Source organism: Dethiosulfovibrio russensis, from assembly GCF_021568855.1.
GTDB classification, from domain to species: Bacteria; Synergistota; Synergistia; order Synergistales; family Dethiosulfovibrionaceae; genus Dethiosulfovibrio; species Dethiosulfovibrio russensis.
The window spans coordinates 330,725-346,145 of sequence record NZ_JAKGUG010000001.1; the positions used below are offsets into that span (position 1 = coordinate 330,725).

Genomic DNA, 15,421 nt, shown 5'->3' on the forward strand with positions numbered 1-15,421 from the left:
TTTTCATGATCCCCTATGGGCATCAATATATAGACGAAAAGGATATAGAGGCTGTCTGCTCGGTTCTCAGAGGAGACTGGCTGACCCAGGGCCCCACTGTGGAGTCCTTCGAAAAGGCCCTGGCGGCCAAGGTCGGGTGTAGATACGCCGTTACCTTCAGCAACGGCACCTCCGCATTGCACGGAGCAATGTTCGCCGCCGGAGTGGAGAAGGGAGACGAGGTTATTACGTCTCCCATGACCTTTGCCGCCACCTCCAACTCGGCTCTTTATCAGGGAGGGGTTCCGGTTTTCGCCGATATAGACGAGAGAACCGGATGTCTCGATCCCGAAAAGGCCATGGAAAAGCTGTCTCACAGGACGAAGGTTATAGCCCCGATAAGCTACAGCGGCTATCCGGTGAAGTTGAGTCCCTTTATGGAGATGGCCCGTTCCGTAGGGGCTCTCGTCGTGGAGGATGGCTGCCATGCCTTGGGCGCTAGTAGAGATGGCTTTATGGTGGGGCAGGAAGCGGATATGACGGTTTTCAGCTTTCATCCCGTAAAGCATATAACCACCGGGGAGGGAGGAGCGGTCGTCACTAACGACGAAGAGCTGGCCCGAAAGCTCAGGCTTTTCCGCTCCCACGGAATAACCAAGGATCCCGACGAGATGGAGAACGCCGATGGACCTTGGTCCAACGAGATGATCGATCTGGGCTACAACTACAGGCTTACCGATCTTCAGTGCGCTCTGGGGTTGAGCCAGCTTGAGAAACTGGACGACTTCGTCTCCTATCGCAGGGCGGTGGCCGGACGATACGACGAGGTACTCGCCGAGCTTCCAGGGGCGGTGATACCGGCCGGGCATCCCGGTCATGGATACCATCTCTACGCCTTCAGGGTTCCAGCGGATATCAGGAAAAAGCTCTTTTTGGATCTAAGGGATGAGGGCATATGGGTCCAGGTACACTATCCTCCGGTTCACCTTCACCCTTATTATAGAAAGAGTTTCGGCTATAAAATCGGAGATTTTCCCGTTGCCGAGAGGTTTTATTCCATGGAGATTTCCCTCCCCGTATATGTGGGGCTCTCCGAGTCGGACCAGGGGTTGGTTATGAGGAAAATCGAGGATATGTTGAAAAATCCGTAGCAACGGTTCGACTGCTGGTATAATGATAAAGTGGTTTTCTTAAGGCTTGCGGGCCTTTTCAAAGATCGAAAGAGGTGTCTCATGGAGAAGATCGTGCTCGACGGGGTCCCCTTGACCCTAGATGAAGATGGCAACGTTCAGGTTTACGAGAGAATATCGTCTATTTTAACCGATCAAAACCGGGTGATAGCCTCCGTGGCCGTGGATGGCGTGGAGATGTCTCCCGAGGCCTTCGTCTCTCTCGAGGGGGGAACCTCGGTGGAGTTCGTCTCCATGGACGTGAGAGAGCTGGTCGTCCAGACGTTGGGAACCGCCGGAGAATACGTCGTCAACGTTCGAAAAGGTGCCCTTTCCGTGGCGGATTTGTTGGAATCTGAGAAGGTCGAACAGGCCATGAATCTGTCGGTTCAGGTCATGGAGGGGATGGATTGGCTGCTTACCGCCGTCGGCAGGTGTACGTCTCTTCTCGGCTGCACCCCCGACGAGGGTATCTTCGGAGATTTTCAGGATGCCCGTCAGAAGGTGGCTGAAAAGATGGAGTCGGTGGTCGATTCCTTCGAGGCCGGTAAGTTGTTTGCTCCTGCCTTTGTGTTCAGAGAGGAAATACCTCCTCTAATCGACGTAGTACAAAACACTATCGCCGCGTTGGAGGGACAGGTTACGGGACGCAGACAGTGATATAGGCGTTTTTACCGTGGACTTGTCCTGAAGGACGGGGTAGAATTCTTACGCAACGAGAGAGATGTAATAGCTTTGAGGAGGTTTTTTTATGGGTATGGTTAAGTCTGTCAGGTTGGTAGCTCTTGGAGTTCTTTTCGCTTTGGTCTTTTCTTCCGTCGCTATAGCGGCAGAGAAGATCGGGGTGATCGAGCCTCAGAAAATTCTTTTTCAGCATCCCAAGTTCGAGCAGGTAACTAAGAGAGTACAGGCCGTTCTGGATTCCAAGCAGAACGAGGCCAAGTCCGCTATAGAGAAGGCCTCGGACAACAAGAAAAAGGCCGAGATCTACGCTACCAAGAAGCAGGAGGCCGCCATCGAGGAGCAGAAGCTCATGGCTCCTCTCTTCAAGGAGATCAACCTCGCCATAAGGACTGTGGCCAAGGCCAAGGGCATAACCGTCGTTTTGGACAAGGCGCAGGTTTTCTACGGCGGTGTGGACCTCACCGAGGACGTCATCCAGCAGCTCAAGAAGATGAACCTTTCCCAGTGATAGAGGGGATGGATTTTTCGGGGCCCCCCCGTTCGGCGGGGCCTTTTCGTCGTCTGTTGGTAACGGATCTGGACGGAACGCTACTGGACGGCAAGGGCAGTATGTCTTCCACCACCGTTTTGGCCTTGGAAAGGCTGAGGTCCGACGGTTGGGATATCTCCGTGGCCAGCGGAAGGATTCTCGGTTCCGCCTTGCCACATATCCTGGCGGTCGGGGCGGAGCTCCCGTCGATTCTATACGATGGGGCCAGGATAATGGATAGACGAGGCCAGGTGTACTGGGAGGCCCAGATGGATCGTGATCTTGTGACGGAGGTCCTTCGTCTCGGCTGGGAGCAGGGGGTCGAGGTTCAGGCTATGGGGGACGAGCTGGTCTTCTGTAGGCCTCAGGACCTCGGAACCATAGAGTTTTTCGAGTCCGTCGGCGTTCCTTACTCTCCGTCTCTTGCCGGTCCCGAGGCCGATCTCGGAAGGGTTTTCAGGGTCATGTTTCACGATCGCTCCCGGTCGGAAGGCAGGGGCATCTCCGAGATGCTCAAATCGGCTCTCGGCGGAAGGGCCGAGGTCGTATTGGCCGGAAACGGATTCGTCGACGTTTTGCCTTTCGGGGTGAACAAGGGAAGCGCTCTGAAAAGGTTGCTGGACATGGTGGATGTGGAGTACGATATAGTCGTCGCCGTAGGGGATAACGAAAACGACATGGAGTTGTTGCGCAGGGCAGATGTCCCTGTGGCGATTTCCTCCGCTCCCGGGGATCTTCTGGCTCTCGCTTCCTGGACAGTTCCATGTCCAGAGATGGGCGGCGCAGATGTCCTTGTGGATCGGCTTTTAAAGATCGAGAAGGAGGAGTACGTAAATGGCTGAGATTTCGAGATGGTGCGTCGAGGATATGGTCATTCCGGAGAACTGCAACATAGTGTTGGGGCAGAGCCATTTCATAAAGACCGTAGAGGACCTTTACGAGGCTCTTGTGACCTCGTCGCCTTCGCTGGAATTCGGCGTAGCCTTCTGCGAGGCCTCGGGAGATTGTCTCATTCGAAAGGATGGCAATGCTCCCGACCTGGTCGAGACGGCGGTTGAGAACGCCGGAAAGATCGCTGCTGGTCATAGTTTCGTCGTGCTTTTGAGAAACGGCTATCCCATAAACGTGTTGGACCGTATAAAAGGGTGTCAGGAGGTTTGCCGGATTTTCGCCGCCACGGCGAATCCGATTCAGGTTTTGGTCGCGGAGACGGAGCAGGGCAGAGGGGTTGTAGGCGTGGTGGACGGCTTCGTTCCCAAGGGAGTCGAGTCCGAGGAGGATGTAGCGGCCAGAAAAAGCCTCCTCAAAGATATCATAGGATACAAAAGGTGAGCTTCCGAAGCTTTGGAGTGGCTCTTTTTCTCCTTTTGCTGACGGCCCTGTCCTAGGCGGAGGCCGAGGTTCCCCGCTCGGTGGAGGAGGGGTGGGCCTGGCCGATCGCGGTGATACCGCCTTCCGACGGTTGGGACAGCCCTTCCGGCCGGTCTGTGGCTCCCGTGGTGGAGTACGCTCAAGGGCTTGTCAACGACAGTATCGAGGGGATAAAGGAACACGATGTATTCTTCCGCCTGGAGTCGGGCGACGTGTTCGATTCCTCCGACATGGTCCGTTGGAGAAAAGAGGGTTTTCTGGCGGTGATCTCCTTCGCCGACGAGAGGGTCAACCGTGTGCTGGCCGATTCGTGGCGACAGGGAGATCCGGTGTTGCTTTTGGCGGACGATTCCTCCACAGTTTTGAGGGACGAAAAGGAGGTCGTAAAGGCAGGACTTTTTTCACTTGACCTTCACGATTCCTACGTTACAAGGGCCGCTGTCGAGACAGCCGTCTCCATCCTTCCTCCCGCGAGCGAGGTGGGGCTTTTATCCGATCGTCTGGCCCAGTCTCTTTCCAGAGGAGCCAGAGCCGTTTCGAGAGGCCTGAGAGAGGGAGGGCTCAATTCTCAGGTTTTCTGGGTTGCCGGAGGAGGCACCGATTCGTTTTCCATGATGGCTCAGGAGATGCTGGGCTTCGGATCCGACATGGTAGTGGTCTGGATGACAGACATGGCCGCCAGGGAGTTCTACCGGCAGTTGAGGGTGCTGGACGGATCCGTTCCGGTCTGGTCCGGTGGTGCCTCTTTGGACGGTATCGTCGGTTTGGAGGGGATAATGATCGCCGATCAGGATCTGCCCCTTAGGCTCGACAAAGCTATCAAGACCCTCAAGACCGACGTCTGGGATGCCACCAGGGTTCGGGTTCCGGACAGCCCTCTGGCTGCCAAGGCCTACGCCTGCTGTCAGTGGGTATTTCAGGGGCTGAAAGACGCACAGAAGGCCGATCCCGAGCACCTGTCCAAGGTAATGGCGTCTACTAAGGGAATTCCTCTAGGATCGGAGAACTTGGAGATAAACCCCGTTACCCATCGTCCTTCTGTGAAGAAGGTGGCGGTCATAAGGGCAAAAAAAGGAAAATGGATTCAGGACGAGATATTGTCCCTTTCCGAGTCCGGAGCCGGTTATTACTTCGGAACTCCTAAAGACGAACGTTGAGAGCGAGATAGATAAAAGGGGCGGCAGAATGGCCGCCCCTTTTATCTATCTCGCTCTGTGTCTTTTTTTCAGTTCTCTCCATATCTCTCCCGGAGACAGGTCCGAGGCCAATAGCCCAACCAGCAGGTGGTAGACCAGGTCCGCCGCCTCGTAGATGGTCTGTCCCCTGTCCTCGGTGGCTATCGCCAGAGCGGTCTCCACCCCTTCCTCGCCTATCTTCTGGGCGACCCGGCTCTTGGGCCCGGCGATCAGTCTGGCCGTGTAGCTTTCCTCCGTCGAGTCCTGGGATCTCTTCTTCAGGTAAGCCCACAGACGGCCCAGAAATACGGGAGAGTCGTCGTCGTTCCCATGGATGAAGCGATAGAAGCAGCTGGTCTCTCCTGTGTGGCACGCCGGTCCCGTGGGACGCACTCTGGCAAGGACTGCGTCGCAGTCGCAGTCTATCTGCAACGACGCCAGAGGCAGCCTGTTGCCGCTTGTCATCCCCTTGTGCCATATCTCTTTTCTGGATCGACTGTAGAATACCATCTCGCCTCTCTCCAGGGTCAGCCTCATTGACTCCTCGTTTCCGTAGGCCAGCATGAGGACCTCTCCGCTGTCGGCGTCCTGTATCACCACCGGCACCAGGCCGTCGGAGCCATATTTTATGTCTTCCGGTTTCATCTGCACCGTCCTCTCATATCCTGACCGGGATTTTCGCCCCGGCGAGGTAGTCTTTTACCTGTCCTATTCTCAGCTTGCCGTAGTGGAAGATGGACGCTGCCAGTGCTGCGTCCGCTCCGGCTCGAAATGCCTGAAGTATGTGTTCTTCCTTTCCCGCTCCTCCCGAGGCTATCACCGGGACGGTGGTTTCCAGGGATACCCGTCTCAGAAGCTCGAGGTCGTAGCCCGCCTCCGTTCCATCTCCGTCCATCGATGTCAGGAGTATCTCGCCGCAGCCCAGTTTCTGGACTTTTTCTATCCATTCCAGTCCGTCCAGGTCGGTTTTTTTCGCGCCTCCCTGTATGTAGACGGTCCAGCGGTCGTTTTCCCTCTTGACGTCCACCGCCACCACCACGGCCTGGCTTCCCAGCAGTCTCGAACATCTCTCTATCAGAGAGGGGTCTTTTACCGCGGCGGTGTTCAGGGAGATCTTATCCGCTCCGAGGGCTATTATCTCTCTGGCCTGTTCCGCCGAGGAGATTCCTCCCCCGACGGTGAAGGGTATGGTCAGGCGATCCGCCACGGCTTTTACCCATTCGGCCATGGTGGCCCTTCTTTCTTCCGAGGCGCTTATGTCCAGCAGGACAAGCTCGTCCGCTCCCTCGGAGGAGTAGAGCTCCGCCAGCTCCGCCGGATCTCCGGCGTCCTTCAGGTTTACGAAGTTTATTCCCTTTACCACCCGTCCGTTCTTGACGTCCAGGCAGGGTATTATCCTCTTTGTCAGCATATCCCGAACTCCTCGACGGCCTCTCGGAGATCTATCGTGCCTTCGTAGATGCTTTTGCCGAGTACGGCTCCGGATACTCCGATTTTCGACAGGTCGGACAGGTCTTTTTTGTCCCTTATTCCACCCGCCGCCAGGATGTGTCCGTTCGTTTTAGTCAGATTTTCGTATAGCTTCAGGTCCGGTCCGGAGGCGGTGCCGTCTCTGGATACCGACGTGACCAGAAAAGTGGAGTAGCCGATCCGGAGGAGTTCCGTTATAGCCTCCTCCGGAGGGAGTTGGGTTACCTCGGTCCATCCGGATAGCGCCACGGTTCCGTTTTTGACGTCTACCGATGGCACGATGGAGTTGCCGAACCTTTTCCACAGGGTCCTCGGCGATCCCTTGAACAGCAGGCTTCCCAGGTATACCCTTTTCGCTCCGGAGGAGAGGGCCAGGGCTACGTCCTCCTCCGTTCTCAGTCCCCCTCCGTATTGAACCGGCAGGCCGGTGGAGGCTGCCACCTTTTCCAGCTCTTTCAGGTGGACCGGAGAGCCTTTTTCCGCTCCCTCCAGATCTATAAGGTGTATCCAGCGGGCTCCCGCCTCTGCGAAGGATAGGGCTGTTTCCACCGGGTCGTCTCCGTATTCCTTTATCTTTTCGAAGTCTCCTCCGGTCAATCTGACGACCTTTCGGCTGTATAGGTCTATGGCTGGGAATATCTCTATTTTATTCATCGGCCTAGTTCCTCCAGTATTCGGTCCAGCATGGCGTGTCCTACGTCGCCGCTTCGTTCCGGGTGAAACTGAAGCCCCATGACGGAGCCTTTCCTTACGGCGGAGACGAAGGCGACTTTTCCCGCCTCGGTCGTGGCTGCCCGGTCCTTCGAGTTTTTAAGGCCGTAGCTGTGGACGAAGTAAAGGTAGCTGCCGTCGAAGGGCTTTAGTATGGGGTCTTCCGTGGATATGTCGTTCCATCCCATGTGGGGTAGAGGGGTCATGTCCAGTTTTTCCGATTTTCCCTCTATGAGTCCAAGCCCTCGGTGGCTCCCGTTTTCGTCGCTTCCTTCGGCGAAGAGCTGCATTCCGAGACATATTCCGAGAAGGGGCTTTTCTCTATCGGCCCATTCGATAAGGGCCCGGTCCCAGCCTTTTTTTCTCAGAGAATCCATCGCCGGTCCGAAAGCCCCGACTCCGGGCAGAACGATGGTGGATACGGATTCGGGGATCTCGTCGGGGGAATGGAGCAGTACGCCGGATCTGCCGAGCCTTTTAAGGGCCCTCATCACGTTGCCCAGGTTCCCGGCGCCGTATTCCACTATGCCTATCTGTCTCATAGGAGCATTCCCTTGGTGGAGTTGAGCCCCCTAGATTCGGCAAGAGCTTGGCCAAGGGCACGTCCCGCACCTTTGAAGATGGCCTCCGCGAGGTGATGCGAGTTGTCCACCGCCAGGGCCTTTACGTGCACAGTGGCTCTGGCCTCTCTAGAGAAGGCTCTCCAGAACTCCGGTATCAGTTCCAGGTCGAAGGTGCCGCATTTTTCCGTGGGAAAAGGGGCTTCCATGGTGAGGCTCCCTCTGCCGCTCAGGTCCACCGCCACCAGCGCCAGAGATCCGTCCATCGGCAGGGCGCACCAGCCGTATCTTTCGTATTTGCGTCCCTCTAGAGATTGAAGCATGGCTGAACCCAGGACTATAGCGAGGTCCTCCGTCAGATGGTGGTCGTCGACGTCGTCTCCCTTGGCGGATATTTTAAGGCTCATATCGCCGTGGAAGGCCATAAGTGTCAGCATGTGGTCCATGAAGCCGCATCCCGTATCTATCTCGCTGGACTTATCCTCGGGAGAGATGTCCAGCGACAGACATATCGAAGTCTCCTTGGTTTTCCTGTTAAGGGTTATCACGCCACCACCTCCCCTACCAGTCCCTTCATGTTCTCCAGCACCGGCTTTATACCGTTCCATCCGAGGGAGGCGCTTTTCCTGCTGGCCACCAGCCGGAGGGATACGGGAGCTACCTTTTCCAAGGTGACCAGGCCGTTTGCCTTTAATGTAGTGCCGGTCTGGACGATATCCAGTATGCAGTCGGTCATTCCGAGCATAGGTGCCAACTCTATAGATCCGTTCAGATGGACTATCTCCACCTGGACGCCTCTTCTTGAGAAGTGGTCGTCGGCTATCTTTGGGTACTTGCTGGCGACTCTGAGCCACATGAGCTCCGATCGGTGGCAGCGAAACCTCTCGCCGAGCTCGGGAGGTCCCGCCACCTGGAGGGAGCATCGACCCATTCCCGTGTCCAGAAGCTCCACCAGTCTGGCCCCCGATTCCCACATCACGTCGCTTCCCACCAGGGCGAGGTCCGCCACGCCTCTGTCGACGTAGAGGGGAACGTCCATGGGCTTTGCCAGGATATAGCGTATTCTATCTTCCTCTATCACCAGTTCTCTGCCGGGGTTGCTCAGTTTTTTCGACGGGAGCCCGGCTTCCCTCAAAAGTTCTATCGCTTCTTTCATAACTCGTCCCGTCGGCAGGGCTATGGTCAGCATGAGCCTTTCTCCTCTCTGTTTCGAAACCAGACCTCCAGGCTCGCCGTATTTCCGCCTTCCCTGGATATATCGGTCACTGTGTCGTTTTCCGGATCGTACCACCAGGAGTATCCCTTGGCTTTGGCTCGGGCCATTCCCGAGTTTCCGTCGTGGCTCCAGGTTATCTCGGTGGTGAGCCCTGCGTCGTGGAAGGCGGAGCATCTGGACAGGACCAGGTCCGGCGGTGTTCCTCCTCCTTTGATGGCCACTATCGGTTCCGGGTTCCTGTAGATCGAGTGTCTGGCCAGTTCCTCCAGATCGAGTCCGAAGCCTATGGCCTGGCCGCTGAGGCCGTAGGAGCCTAACAGGCTGTCGTATCGTCCTCCGCCTCCCAGAGATTTTCCCGATTCGGGGGAGTAGACGTCGAAGACCGGTCCGCTGTAGTAGTCCAGCTCTCTGATCGATCCCAGGTCGAAGGCTATTCTGTCCGATTTTCCCATCCTTCCGAGGATCTCACTGATGTTGTCCAGGGATCGAAGGGACTCTGCTCCTGTCAGTTTTCTGGCCTCGTCCAGCACCTCCGGGCCTCCCTTCAGCTCCGGAAGGGCCTCCAGAAGCCTGTTTTCCTTGGATCGGCATCCGGACAGAAGTTTAAAGTAGGTTCTGTATGATCCTTCCTGAAGGGCCTTCAGCAGGTCGGATTTAAGCTCCTCGTCCAGTTTCTCCATGGCGTTGTCCACTAGGGTGACGTCGCTCAGAACGAGCTTTCCGTCGATCAGCCCCAGAGAGTCCAGTCCCTCCAAAAGAAGGGAGAGGATCTCCACGTCGGCACCCTCTCCCTCCCATCCGAGCAGCTCGGCTCCGATCTGAAATTTCTCCAGGTCCCCGCCTGGAGCGGGGTTTCTGTAGAGACGATCGGCGTAGCACATCCTGAGAGGCCGTTCCTGAGGGGAGTAATGGTTCGCCAGATAGTTCACCGCCGCCAGGGTGATGTCGGAACGAAGACAGCAGGGCTCTCCCATGGGAGAGGTCAGTACCAGAAGGCTCTCCCTTATGGTTCGAGGAAGAAGATCCCAGGAGGTCTCCAGCAACTGGAGCCCGGAAGACCAGAAGAGGCGGTATCCGTGTCGGTTGAAGAGGCTTATGAATCGATGTCGGCATCTCTCCATGGCTATGGCCATGCGTCCTCCGGTGCTTCTGCACCCTGCCGGTAACCGTCTCATCGATCTCGAAGATGTCATTGGGATCTCTCCTTTATCATGCTAAAGCGATAGTATGGTGTCGTGCGGGATCATACCATCGTGAGGTCGTCCTGTAAAGTGGTCAGGACAGGCCTGTGACGGTACAATGATCCGGTGAAGGTCGAAACGGAGGCTGTTTCTTATGGCGAAGAAGAACGAGGTAAGATACGTCTGTTCCGAGTGCGGCTACGTCAGCCTGTCTCCCATGGGACGCTGTCCCGGCTGCGGAGAGTGGGGGACCGTCGAGGCCGAGGTTCTGTCGGTCTCGACTGAGGGCAGAAAGAGCGGATCGTCCCCCCTTTCTCCCCGGTCTATACTGGGGCTGAAGCCCCCGAAGCGGCTGCCCTCGGGGATAGGGGAGCTGGACCGGGTTATGGGAGGAGGCTGGGTCGAGGGCGGAGTCGTCCTCCTCGGTGGACAGCCCGGTATCGGGAAGTCCACTTTGTTGTTGCAGGTCTGCGGGAACCTGGCCAGATCGGGCTCCAAGGTGCTGTACGTCTCGGGGGAGGAGTCCGCTTCCCAGGTGGCTTTGAGGGCATCCAGGCTGGGGGCCGACTCGGAGGGACTGGAGCTGCTTTGCATAGCCGACGTAGAGATGGCTCTGGGGTCCCTGAACGATCACGGTCTAGTGGTGATAGACAGCGTTCAGGCCATGAAGGATCCCGGAGAGGGAGGCTGGCCCGGCACTCCGAGCCAGGTCAGGGCCACGGCTCAGAGGTGTATAGACACGGCCAAGTCCAAGGGGATTCCGATGGTGCTGGTCGGCCATATAACCAAGGAGGGCCGCATAGCCGGGCCCATGTTGCTGGAGCATATGGTGGATACGGTCCTTTTATTCTCGGGAGACGACGGGTCTCCCTACAGGACCTTGAGGGCCACCAAGAACAGATACGGAGGGACAGACGAGGTCGGACTTTTCCAGATGGGCGAGAGGGGGTTGAATCCGGTTGACGATCCCAGCGGCCTTTATTGGGATAGAGGTGATCAGTCGGTTCCGGGAGTGGCTCTCACCGTGGTGATGGAGGGAAGCCGAGCCTTGGTCGCAGAGGTTCAGGCTCTTGCCGCATCGACCAGTTTCGCCTATCCCAGACGGACCGCCAGGGGTACTTCGGTTAACAAGCTCCATTTGCTGCTGGCGGTGCTTCAGAAAAGATGCGGTTTAACTTCCTCCGGATTGGACGTCTACGTAAACGTGGCGGGAGGGATGGACCTTAGGGATCCCGGGGCCGATCTGGCCCTGGCTCTCTCTTTGGCGTCTTCCGCCATGGACAGGGCTCTTCCGTCGGACTGCTGTCTCTTGGGAGAGGTCGGTCTGGTAGGCGAGATAAGGCCGGTCGGCCGGACCGGACAGAGGCTAAGGGAGGCTGCCCGGCTGGGATTCAGAAGCGCCGTGGTCAGCGCCAGGGAGAAGGAGGAAGCCCCTAGGGGGATGGATGTGATGGCGGTCAGGTCTCTGGCTGAGGCCATGGCCCGATTAGGGCTGAACTAGCGATAAGTCGATTTTGTAGGTATAATCGGCGAGTTCAGATAGAACCTGGAGGAGGACGAACTGGCTATGGATTACGATTTTCGATCCATCGAGAGCAAATGGCAGGCCTATTGGGAGGAGAACAAGACCTTCAAGGCCGAGGAGGACCCCGCGATTCCCCGGGATAAGCGTCGTTATGTACTGGATATGTTTCCCTATCCCTCCGGGGCGGGGCTACACGTCGGCCATCCCGAGGGCTACACAGCCACGGATATATACTGTCGTTTCCTGAGGATGAAGGGCTACGCCGTTTTGCATCCCATGGGATTCGATTCTTTCGGCCTTCCGGCGGAGAACTACGCCATAAAGACCGGAACCCACCCGGTCGTGACGACCGAGAGGAACATAGAGCGCTTCAGAGAGCAGATAAAGTCGTTGGGATTCTCCTACGACTGGGACAGGGAGGTCTCCACCCACAAGTCGGATTACTACCGCTGGACTCAGTGGATATTCCTGAAGCTTTTCGAAAAGGGGCTGGCCTACGAGGCTGAGACCCCGATCAACTGGTGTCCCTCCTGTCAGACCGGTCTTGCCAACGAGGAGGTAAAGGAGGGGCGATGCGAGAGATGCGGAGCCCAGGTTGAGAGGCGAAACCTGAGGCAGTGGATCCTCAGGATAACAGCCTATGCCGAGAGGCTTCTCCAGGATATCGACAAGGTGGAGTGGCCCGAGGCCATCAAGGCCATGCAGAGAAACTGGATCGGAAAGAGTACCGGCGCCAATGTATCCTTCCCTCTGGAGGACGGAAAGGGCGAGCTGGTAGTCTACACGACCAGGCCCGACACGCTTTTCGGTGCTACCTATATGGTGTTGGCTCCGGAGCATCCTTTGGTGGCAGAGATAACCACCGAAGAACATAGAGGTGCGGTGGAGGACTACATCCGTCAGGCCTCCCTGAAGTCCGATCTTGAGCGTACCGAGCTCAGCAAGGACAAAACCGGCGTCTTCACCGGAGGGTACGCCGTAAACCCGGTGAACGGCAAGAAGATCCCCGTGTGGATATCGGACTATATCCTCATCTCCTACGGCACCGGGGCCATAATGGCCGTTCCCGCCCACGATCAGAGGGACTGGGAGTTCGCCGTCAAGTTCGACCTGCCTATAGTCGAGGTGCTTCAGGGAGGGGATGTCTCCGTCGAGGCCTACACCGGGGACGGACTGCACGTAAACTCCGATTTCCTGGACGGCATGGGCAAGGAAGAGGCCATCTCGTCCATGAGATCCTGGCTTGAGGATAAGGGGCGCGGCGAGAAGACGACGAACTATAAGCTGAGAGACTGGGTCTTCTCCAGACAGCGTTACTGGGGAGAGCCCATTCCCCTGGTTCACTGCGAGAAGTGCGGGGTTGTGCCGGTGCCGGAGGATCAGCTGCCTCTGGTGCTTCCCGAGGTGGAGAGCTACGCTCCTACCGGGACTGGCGAGTCTCCTCTGGCCGCTATAGACTCCTGGGTGAACACGACCTGTCCCTGCTGCGGAGGGCCTGCCAAGAGGGAGACCAACACCATGCCCCAGTGGGCCGGCTCCTGCTGGTATTACCTTCGCTATCTCGACCCGGACAACGAGTCCGAGTTCGTGGGGCGGGACAAGGTGGATTACTGGATGCCGGTGGACCTCTATGTCGGAGGAGCGGAGCACGCTGTTCTCCATCTGCTCTACGCTCGCTTCTGGCACAAGGTTCTCTTCGATCTCGGGGTGGTTAACACCGATGAGCCTTTCCAGAGGCTGGTCAACCAGGGGATGATAACCTCCTTCGCCTATCAGAGAAAGGACAAGTCTCTGGTGCCGACCGACGAGGTCGAGGAGACCGGTCCGGACACTTTCGTGGAGAAGGATACCGGCGAGCCACTCGAGAGGGTCGTGGCCAAGATGTCCAAGTCCCTGAAGAACGTCATCAATCCGGACGACATAATAGAGAACTACGGAGCCGATTCCATGAGGATGTACGAGATGTTCATGGGGCCCCTTCAGATGTCCAAACCCTGGTCCACCCAGGGACTCATAGGGGTTCACCGTTTCCTCGACAGATTGTGGAGGCTGATGGACAGGCCTTTGGTGGACGACGAGCCTCCTGTGGAGCTTACCAGGGTTCTCCATCAGACCATAGCCAAGGTGTCCTCCGATACCGACTCTCTGAATTTCAACACCGCCATAGCTCAGATGATGGTGTTCGTGAACGAGTGTTTCAAGGCAGAAGCGGCCTATAGATCCCTAATGGAGCCCTTCGTTCTGTGTCTATGTCCCTACGCTCCCCATATGGCGGAGGAGCTATGGGAGCGTCTCGGCCATAAGCCCTGTGCCTCCCTTCAGCCGTGGCCGTCCTACGATCCCGAGCTGGTCAAGGAGCCGGAGATAACCGTGGCGATTCAGGTAAACGGAAAGGTCCGGGAGAAGATACAGGTGTCCTCCGATGTGTCCGAGGACGAGTTGAGAAAGGCCGCCATGGAACATCCTGGGATAGTCGGCCGGATCGAGGGTAAGTCGGTCGTGAAGGTCATAGTAGTGCCAGGTCGACTGGTCAACGTGGTGGTGAAGTAGACGGTGCCCCATCTTGTGATAGTAAGCGCCGCTGAGTCCTCTCAGCGGCGTCTTCTGGTGGAGGCGGTGGAAAAGGCGAGATCCGACGGCTACGATGTCCTGGGCTCGTCGGAGGAGACGGATTGGAACGGGCTTTTCGCCGACGCCATGACCGCCGGTCTGTTCTCCTCCCGCTCCGCCCGGGTGATAGAGAAGGCCGAGGCAATGGGGAAGTTCCCCGATTCCTTGATACCCTCCTTGGAGGGCAGCGACGCCGATTACAGATTTATACTCCTCTATGGTGGTGGTTACAAGAAGTTTTTTCCCAAGGATGCGATCGCTTCCTCCTCCGTCGAGGAGGCCGAGCAGGTTCCCTTCTGGCCCTCTCAGAGGACCAAGTGGCTTTTAGCTCGGGCACGGTCCCTCAGGATAGACTTAGAGTACGATGCAGCCTCCCTGATGGTCGAATGGGTAGAGGAGCCGGAGGAGCTTCTGTCCGTCCTGTCCACCTTGGGGAATTTCGCCGACGGTGGGACGGTGGACTGCGACATGGTCGAGAAGCTGGTACTGAACCAGGAGGCCAAGGGTATGCTCCGCCTATTGGACGGTTTCTGTGCCAGGAAGGCGGGGAAGTGTCTTCAGGGTTTCTTGGAGCTCAGGGAGACCGGGGATGTTATCCCCACCATGGCCGCCCTGCACAAAAGGGTTCGCTTCGCCGCCTATCTTTCACTGACAGGCGGGGGCGATGCTGTGGAGAAGGCCTTCGGCATGACGAAATATCAAGCGAGACAGGCGAGGGACGCTGCGGGCAGGTACGACCGTCAGGAGCTGAAGGACCTTCTGGCCGGGGTGATCTCCCTATCCATGGCGGAACGTACCGGAGCGGGAGAGGGCTGGGCCGGATTTGAGAGATTGGTCCTTCAGTCCATGTGAGGTTACGGAGGCATAAAAAAAGAGAGGATGCGAATTCGCAACCTCTCGGTAGGGTCCTCTCGTCGAGGATTTCGGTGGTTTTGCTACGCCTTTGCCGTGGCCAAAGTCTTGACCTTGGCTGCCAACCGCGCTTTGCGGCGGGCTGCGGTGTTTTTGTGAACCACGCCCTTGACGACGGCCTTGTCCAAAACGGACTGAGCCATGTCGAGCCTCTTTGCGGCCAGCTCCACGTCACCGGCGGTGACGGACTCGAGCACTCTTTTTACCGCGGTCTTGCACCGGCTTTTCCAGTAACGGTTGTAAAGACGGTTTCTCTCGGACGTACGGACCCGTCTCCTGGCGGACTGTTTGTTGGGCATCCTCGACTCACCTCCTTGGTAAAATCATGG

General features: G+C 57.2%; 17 protein-coding genes. 9 read left to right on the forward strand and 8 right to left on the reverse strand.

Going from position 1 to position 15,421, the window contains the following annotated elements; genetic code table 11:
• Positions 1-5: 5 nt before the first annotated feature.
• From pseC to L2W48_RS01705, 6 genes are all read left to right on the forward strand, one after another.
• On the forward strand, positions 6-1,130 hold the full coding sequence (pseC, locus tag L2W48_RS01680; protein WP_236097980.1) for a UDP-4-amino-4,6-dideoxy-N-acetyl-beta-L-altrosamine transaminase: 1,125 nt from the start codon (positions 6-8) through the stop codon (positions 1,128-1,130).
• Positions 1,131-1,211: 81 nt separating this feature from the next.
• Complete coding sequence (locus L2W48_RS01685; RefSeq protein WP_236097982.1) at positions 1,212-1,808, forward strand: DUF8042 domain-containing protein; 597 nt, start codon at positions 1,212-1,214, stop codon at positions 1,806-1,808.
• 91 nt (positions 1,809-1,899) lie between these two features.
• Positions 1,900-2,340: an OmpH/Skp family outer membrane protein gene (locus L2W48_RS01690; RefSeq protein WP_236097984.1), complete on the forward strand. Its 441-nt coding sequence runs from the start codon at positions 1,900-1,902 to the stop codon at positions 2,338-2,340.
• 56 nt (positions 2,341-2,396) lie between these two features.
• On the forward strand, positions 2,397-3,203 hold the full coding sequence (locus L2W48_RS01695) for an HAD-IIB family hydrolase (RefSeq protein WP_236116491.1): 807 nt from the start codon (positions 2,397-2,399) through the stop codon (positions 3,201-3,203).
• Positions 3,196-3,693 (forward strand): adenosine-specific kinase, encoded by a 498-nt coding sequence (locus L2W48_RS01700; protein ID WP_005661804.1) that lies wholly within the window; start codon positions 3,196-3,198, stop codon positions 3,691-3,693. The genes L2W48_RS01695 and L2W48_RS01700 overlap by 8 nt, the downstream gene beginning before the upstream one ends.
• Before the next feature lie 80 nt (positions 3,694-3,773).
• The gene (locus L2W48_RS01705; protein WP_236116492.1) at positions 3,774-4,889 is read left to right on the forward strand and encodes a type 1 periplasmic-binding domain-containing protein; all 1,116 of its coding nucleotides are present in this window, start codon (positions 3,774-3,776) and stop codon (positions 4,887-4,889) included.
• Positions 4,890-4,934: 45 nt separating this feature from the next.
• On the opposite strand, the gene hisIE is transcribed toward L2W48_RS01705, so the two are convergent.
• The 7 genes from hisIE to L2W48_RS01740 are packed head-to-tail and all read right to left on the reverse strand — an operon-like array spanning position 4,935 to position 10,057.
• Positions 4,935-5,552 carry a bifunctional phosphoribosyl-AMP cyclohydrolase/phosphoribosyl-ATP diphosphatase HisIE gene (hisIE, locus tag L2W48_RS01710; protein WP_236097989.1) on the reverse strand — a complete coding sequence of 206 codons (618 nt, stop codon included), beginning with the start codon at positions 5,550-5,552 and terminating at the stop codon, positions 4,935-4,937.
• 13 nt (positions 5,553-5,565) lie between these two features.
• Entirely contained in the window at positions 5,566-6,318 is a 753-nt protein-coding gene (gene hisF / locus L2W48_RS01715; protein WP_236097991.1) for an imidazole glycerol phosphate synthase subunit HisF, read from the reverse strand.
• Positions 6,312-7,031: a 1-(5-phosphoribosyl)-5-[(5-phosphoribosylamino)methylideneamino]imidazole-4-carboxamide isomerase gene (locus L2W48_RS01720; RefSeq protein ID WP_236097993.1), complete on the reverse strand. Its 720-nt coding sequence runs from the start codon at positions 7,029-7,031 to the stop codon at positions 6,312-6,314. Before L2W48_RS01720 ends, hisF begins: the two co-directional genes overlap by 7 nt.
• The gene (gene hisH / locus L2W48_RS01725; RefSeq protein ID WP_236097995.1) at positions 7,028-7,630 is read right to left on the reverse strand and encodes an imidazole glycerol phosphate synthase subunit HisH; all 603 of its coding nucleotides are present in this window, start codon (positions 7,628-7,630) and stop codon (positions 7,028-7,030) included. The genes L2W48_RS01720 and hisH overlap by 4 nt, the downstream gene beginning before the upstream one ends.
• Positions 7,627-8,196 (reverse strand): imidazoleglycerol-phosphate dehydratase, encoded by a 570-nt coding sequence (locus L2W48_RS01730; RefSeq protein WP_236097998.1) that lies wholly within the window; start codon positions 8,194-8,196, stop codon positions 7,627-7,629. Before L2W48_RS01730 ends, hisH begins: the two co-directional genes overlap by 4 nt.
• Positions 8,193-8,837 (reverse strand): ATP phosphoribosyltransferase, encoded by a 645-nt coding sequence (gene hisG, locus L2W48_RS01735; RefSeq protein WP_236098000.1) that lies wholly within the window; start codon positions 8,835-8,837, stop codon positions 8,193-8,195. The genes L2W48_RS01730 and hisG overlap by 4 nt, the downstream gene beginning before the upstream one ends.
• Entirely contained in the window at positions 8,831-10,057 is a 1,227-nt protein-coding gene (locus tag L2W48_RS01740; RefSeq protein ID WP_236098001.1) for an ATP phosphoribosyltransferase regulatory subunit, read from the reverse strand. The genes hisG and L2W48_RS01740 overlap by 7 nt, the downstream gene beginning before the upstream one ends.
• A 142-nt stretch (positions 10,058-10,199) precedes the next feature.
• On the opposite strand from L2W48_RS01740, the gene radA reads away from it, so the two are divergent.
• The 3 genes from radA (at position 10,200) to holA (ending at position 15,032) form a co-directional block, all read left to right on the forward strand.
• Entirely contained in the window at positions 10,200-11,546 is a 1,347-nt protein-coding gene (gene radA / locus L2W48_RS01745; RefSeq protein ID WP_005661819.1) for a DNA repair protein RadA, read from the forward strand.
• Between the two features lie 66 nt (positions 11,547-11,612).
• A complete protein-coding gene (gene leuS, locus L2W48_RS01750) occupies positions 11,613-14,120 on the forward strand; it encodes a leucine--tRNA ligase (protein ID WP_236098002.1) in 2,508 nt (835 codons plus the stop codon).
• Positions 14,121-14,123: 3 nt separating this feature from the next.
• On the forward strand, positions 14,124-15,032 hold the full coding sequence (holA, locus tag L2W48_RS01755; RefSeq protein WP_236098003.1) for a DNA polymerase III subunit delta: 909 nt from the start codon (positions 14,124-14,126) through the stop codon (positions 15,030-15,032).
• A gap of 83 nt (positions 15,033-15,115) precedes the next feature.
• On the opposite strand, the gene rpsT is transcribed toward holA, so the two are convergent.
• The gene (rpsT, locus tag L2W48_RS01760; protein WP_236098005.1) at positions 15,116-15,391 is read right to left on the reverse strand and encodes a 30S ribosomal protein S20; all 276 of its coding nucleotides are present in this window, start codon (positions 15,389-15,391) and stop codon (positions 15,116-15,118) included.
• Positions 15,392-15,421 lie beyond the last annotated feature (30 nt).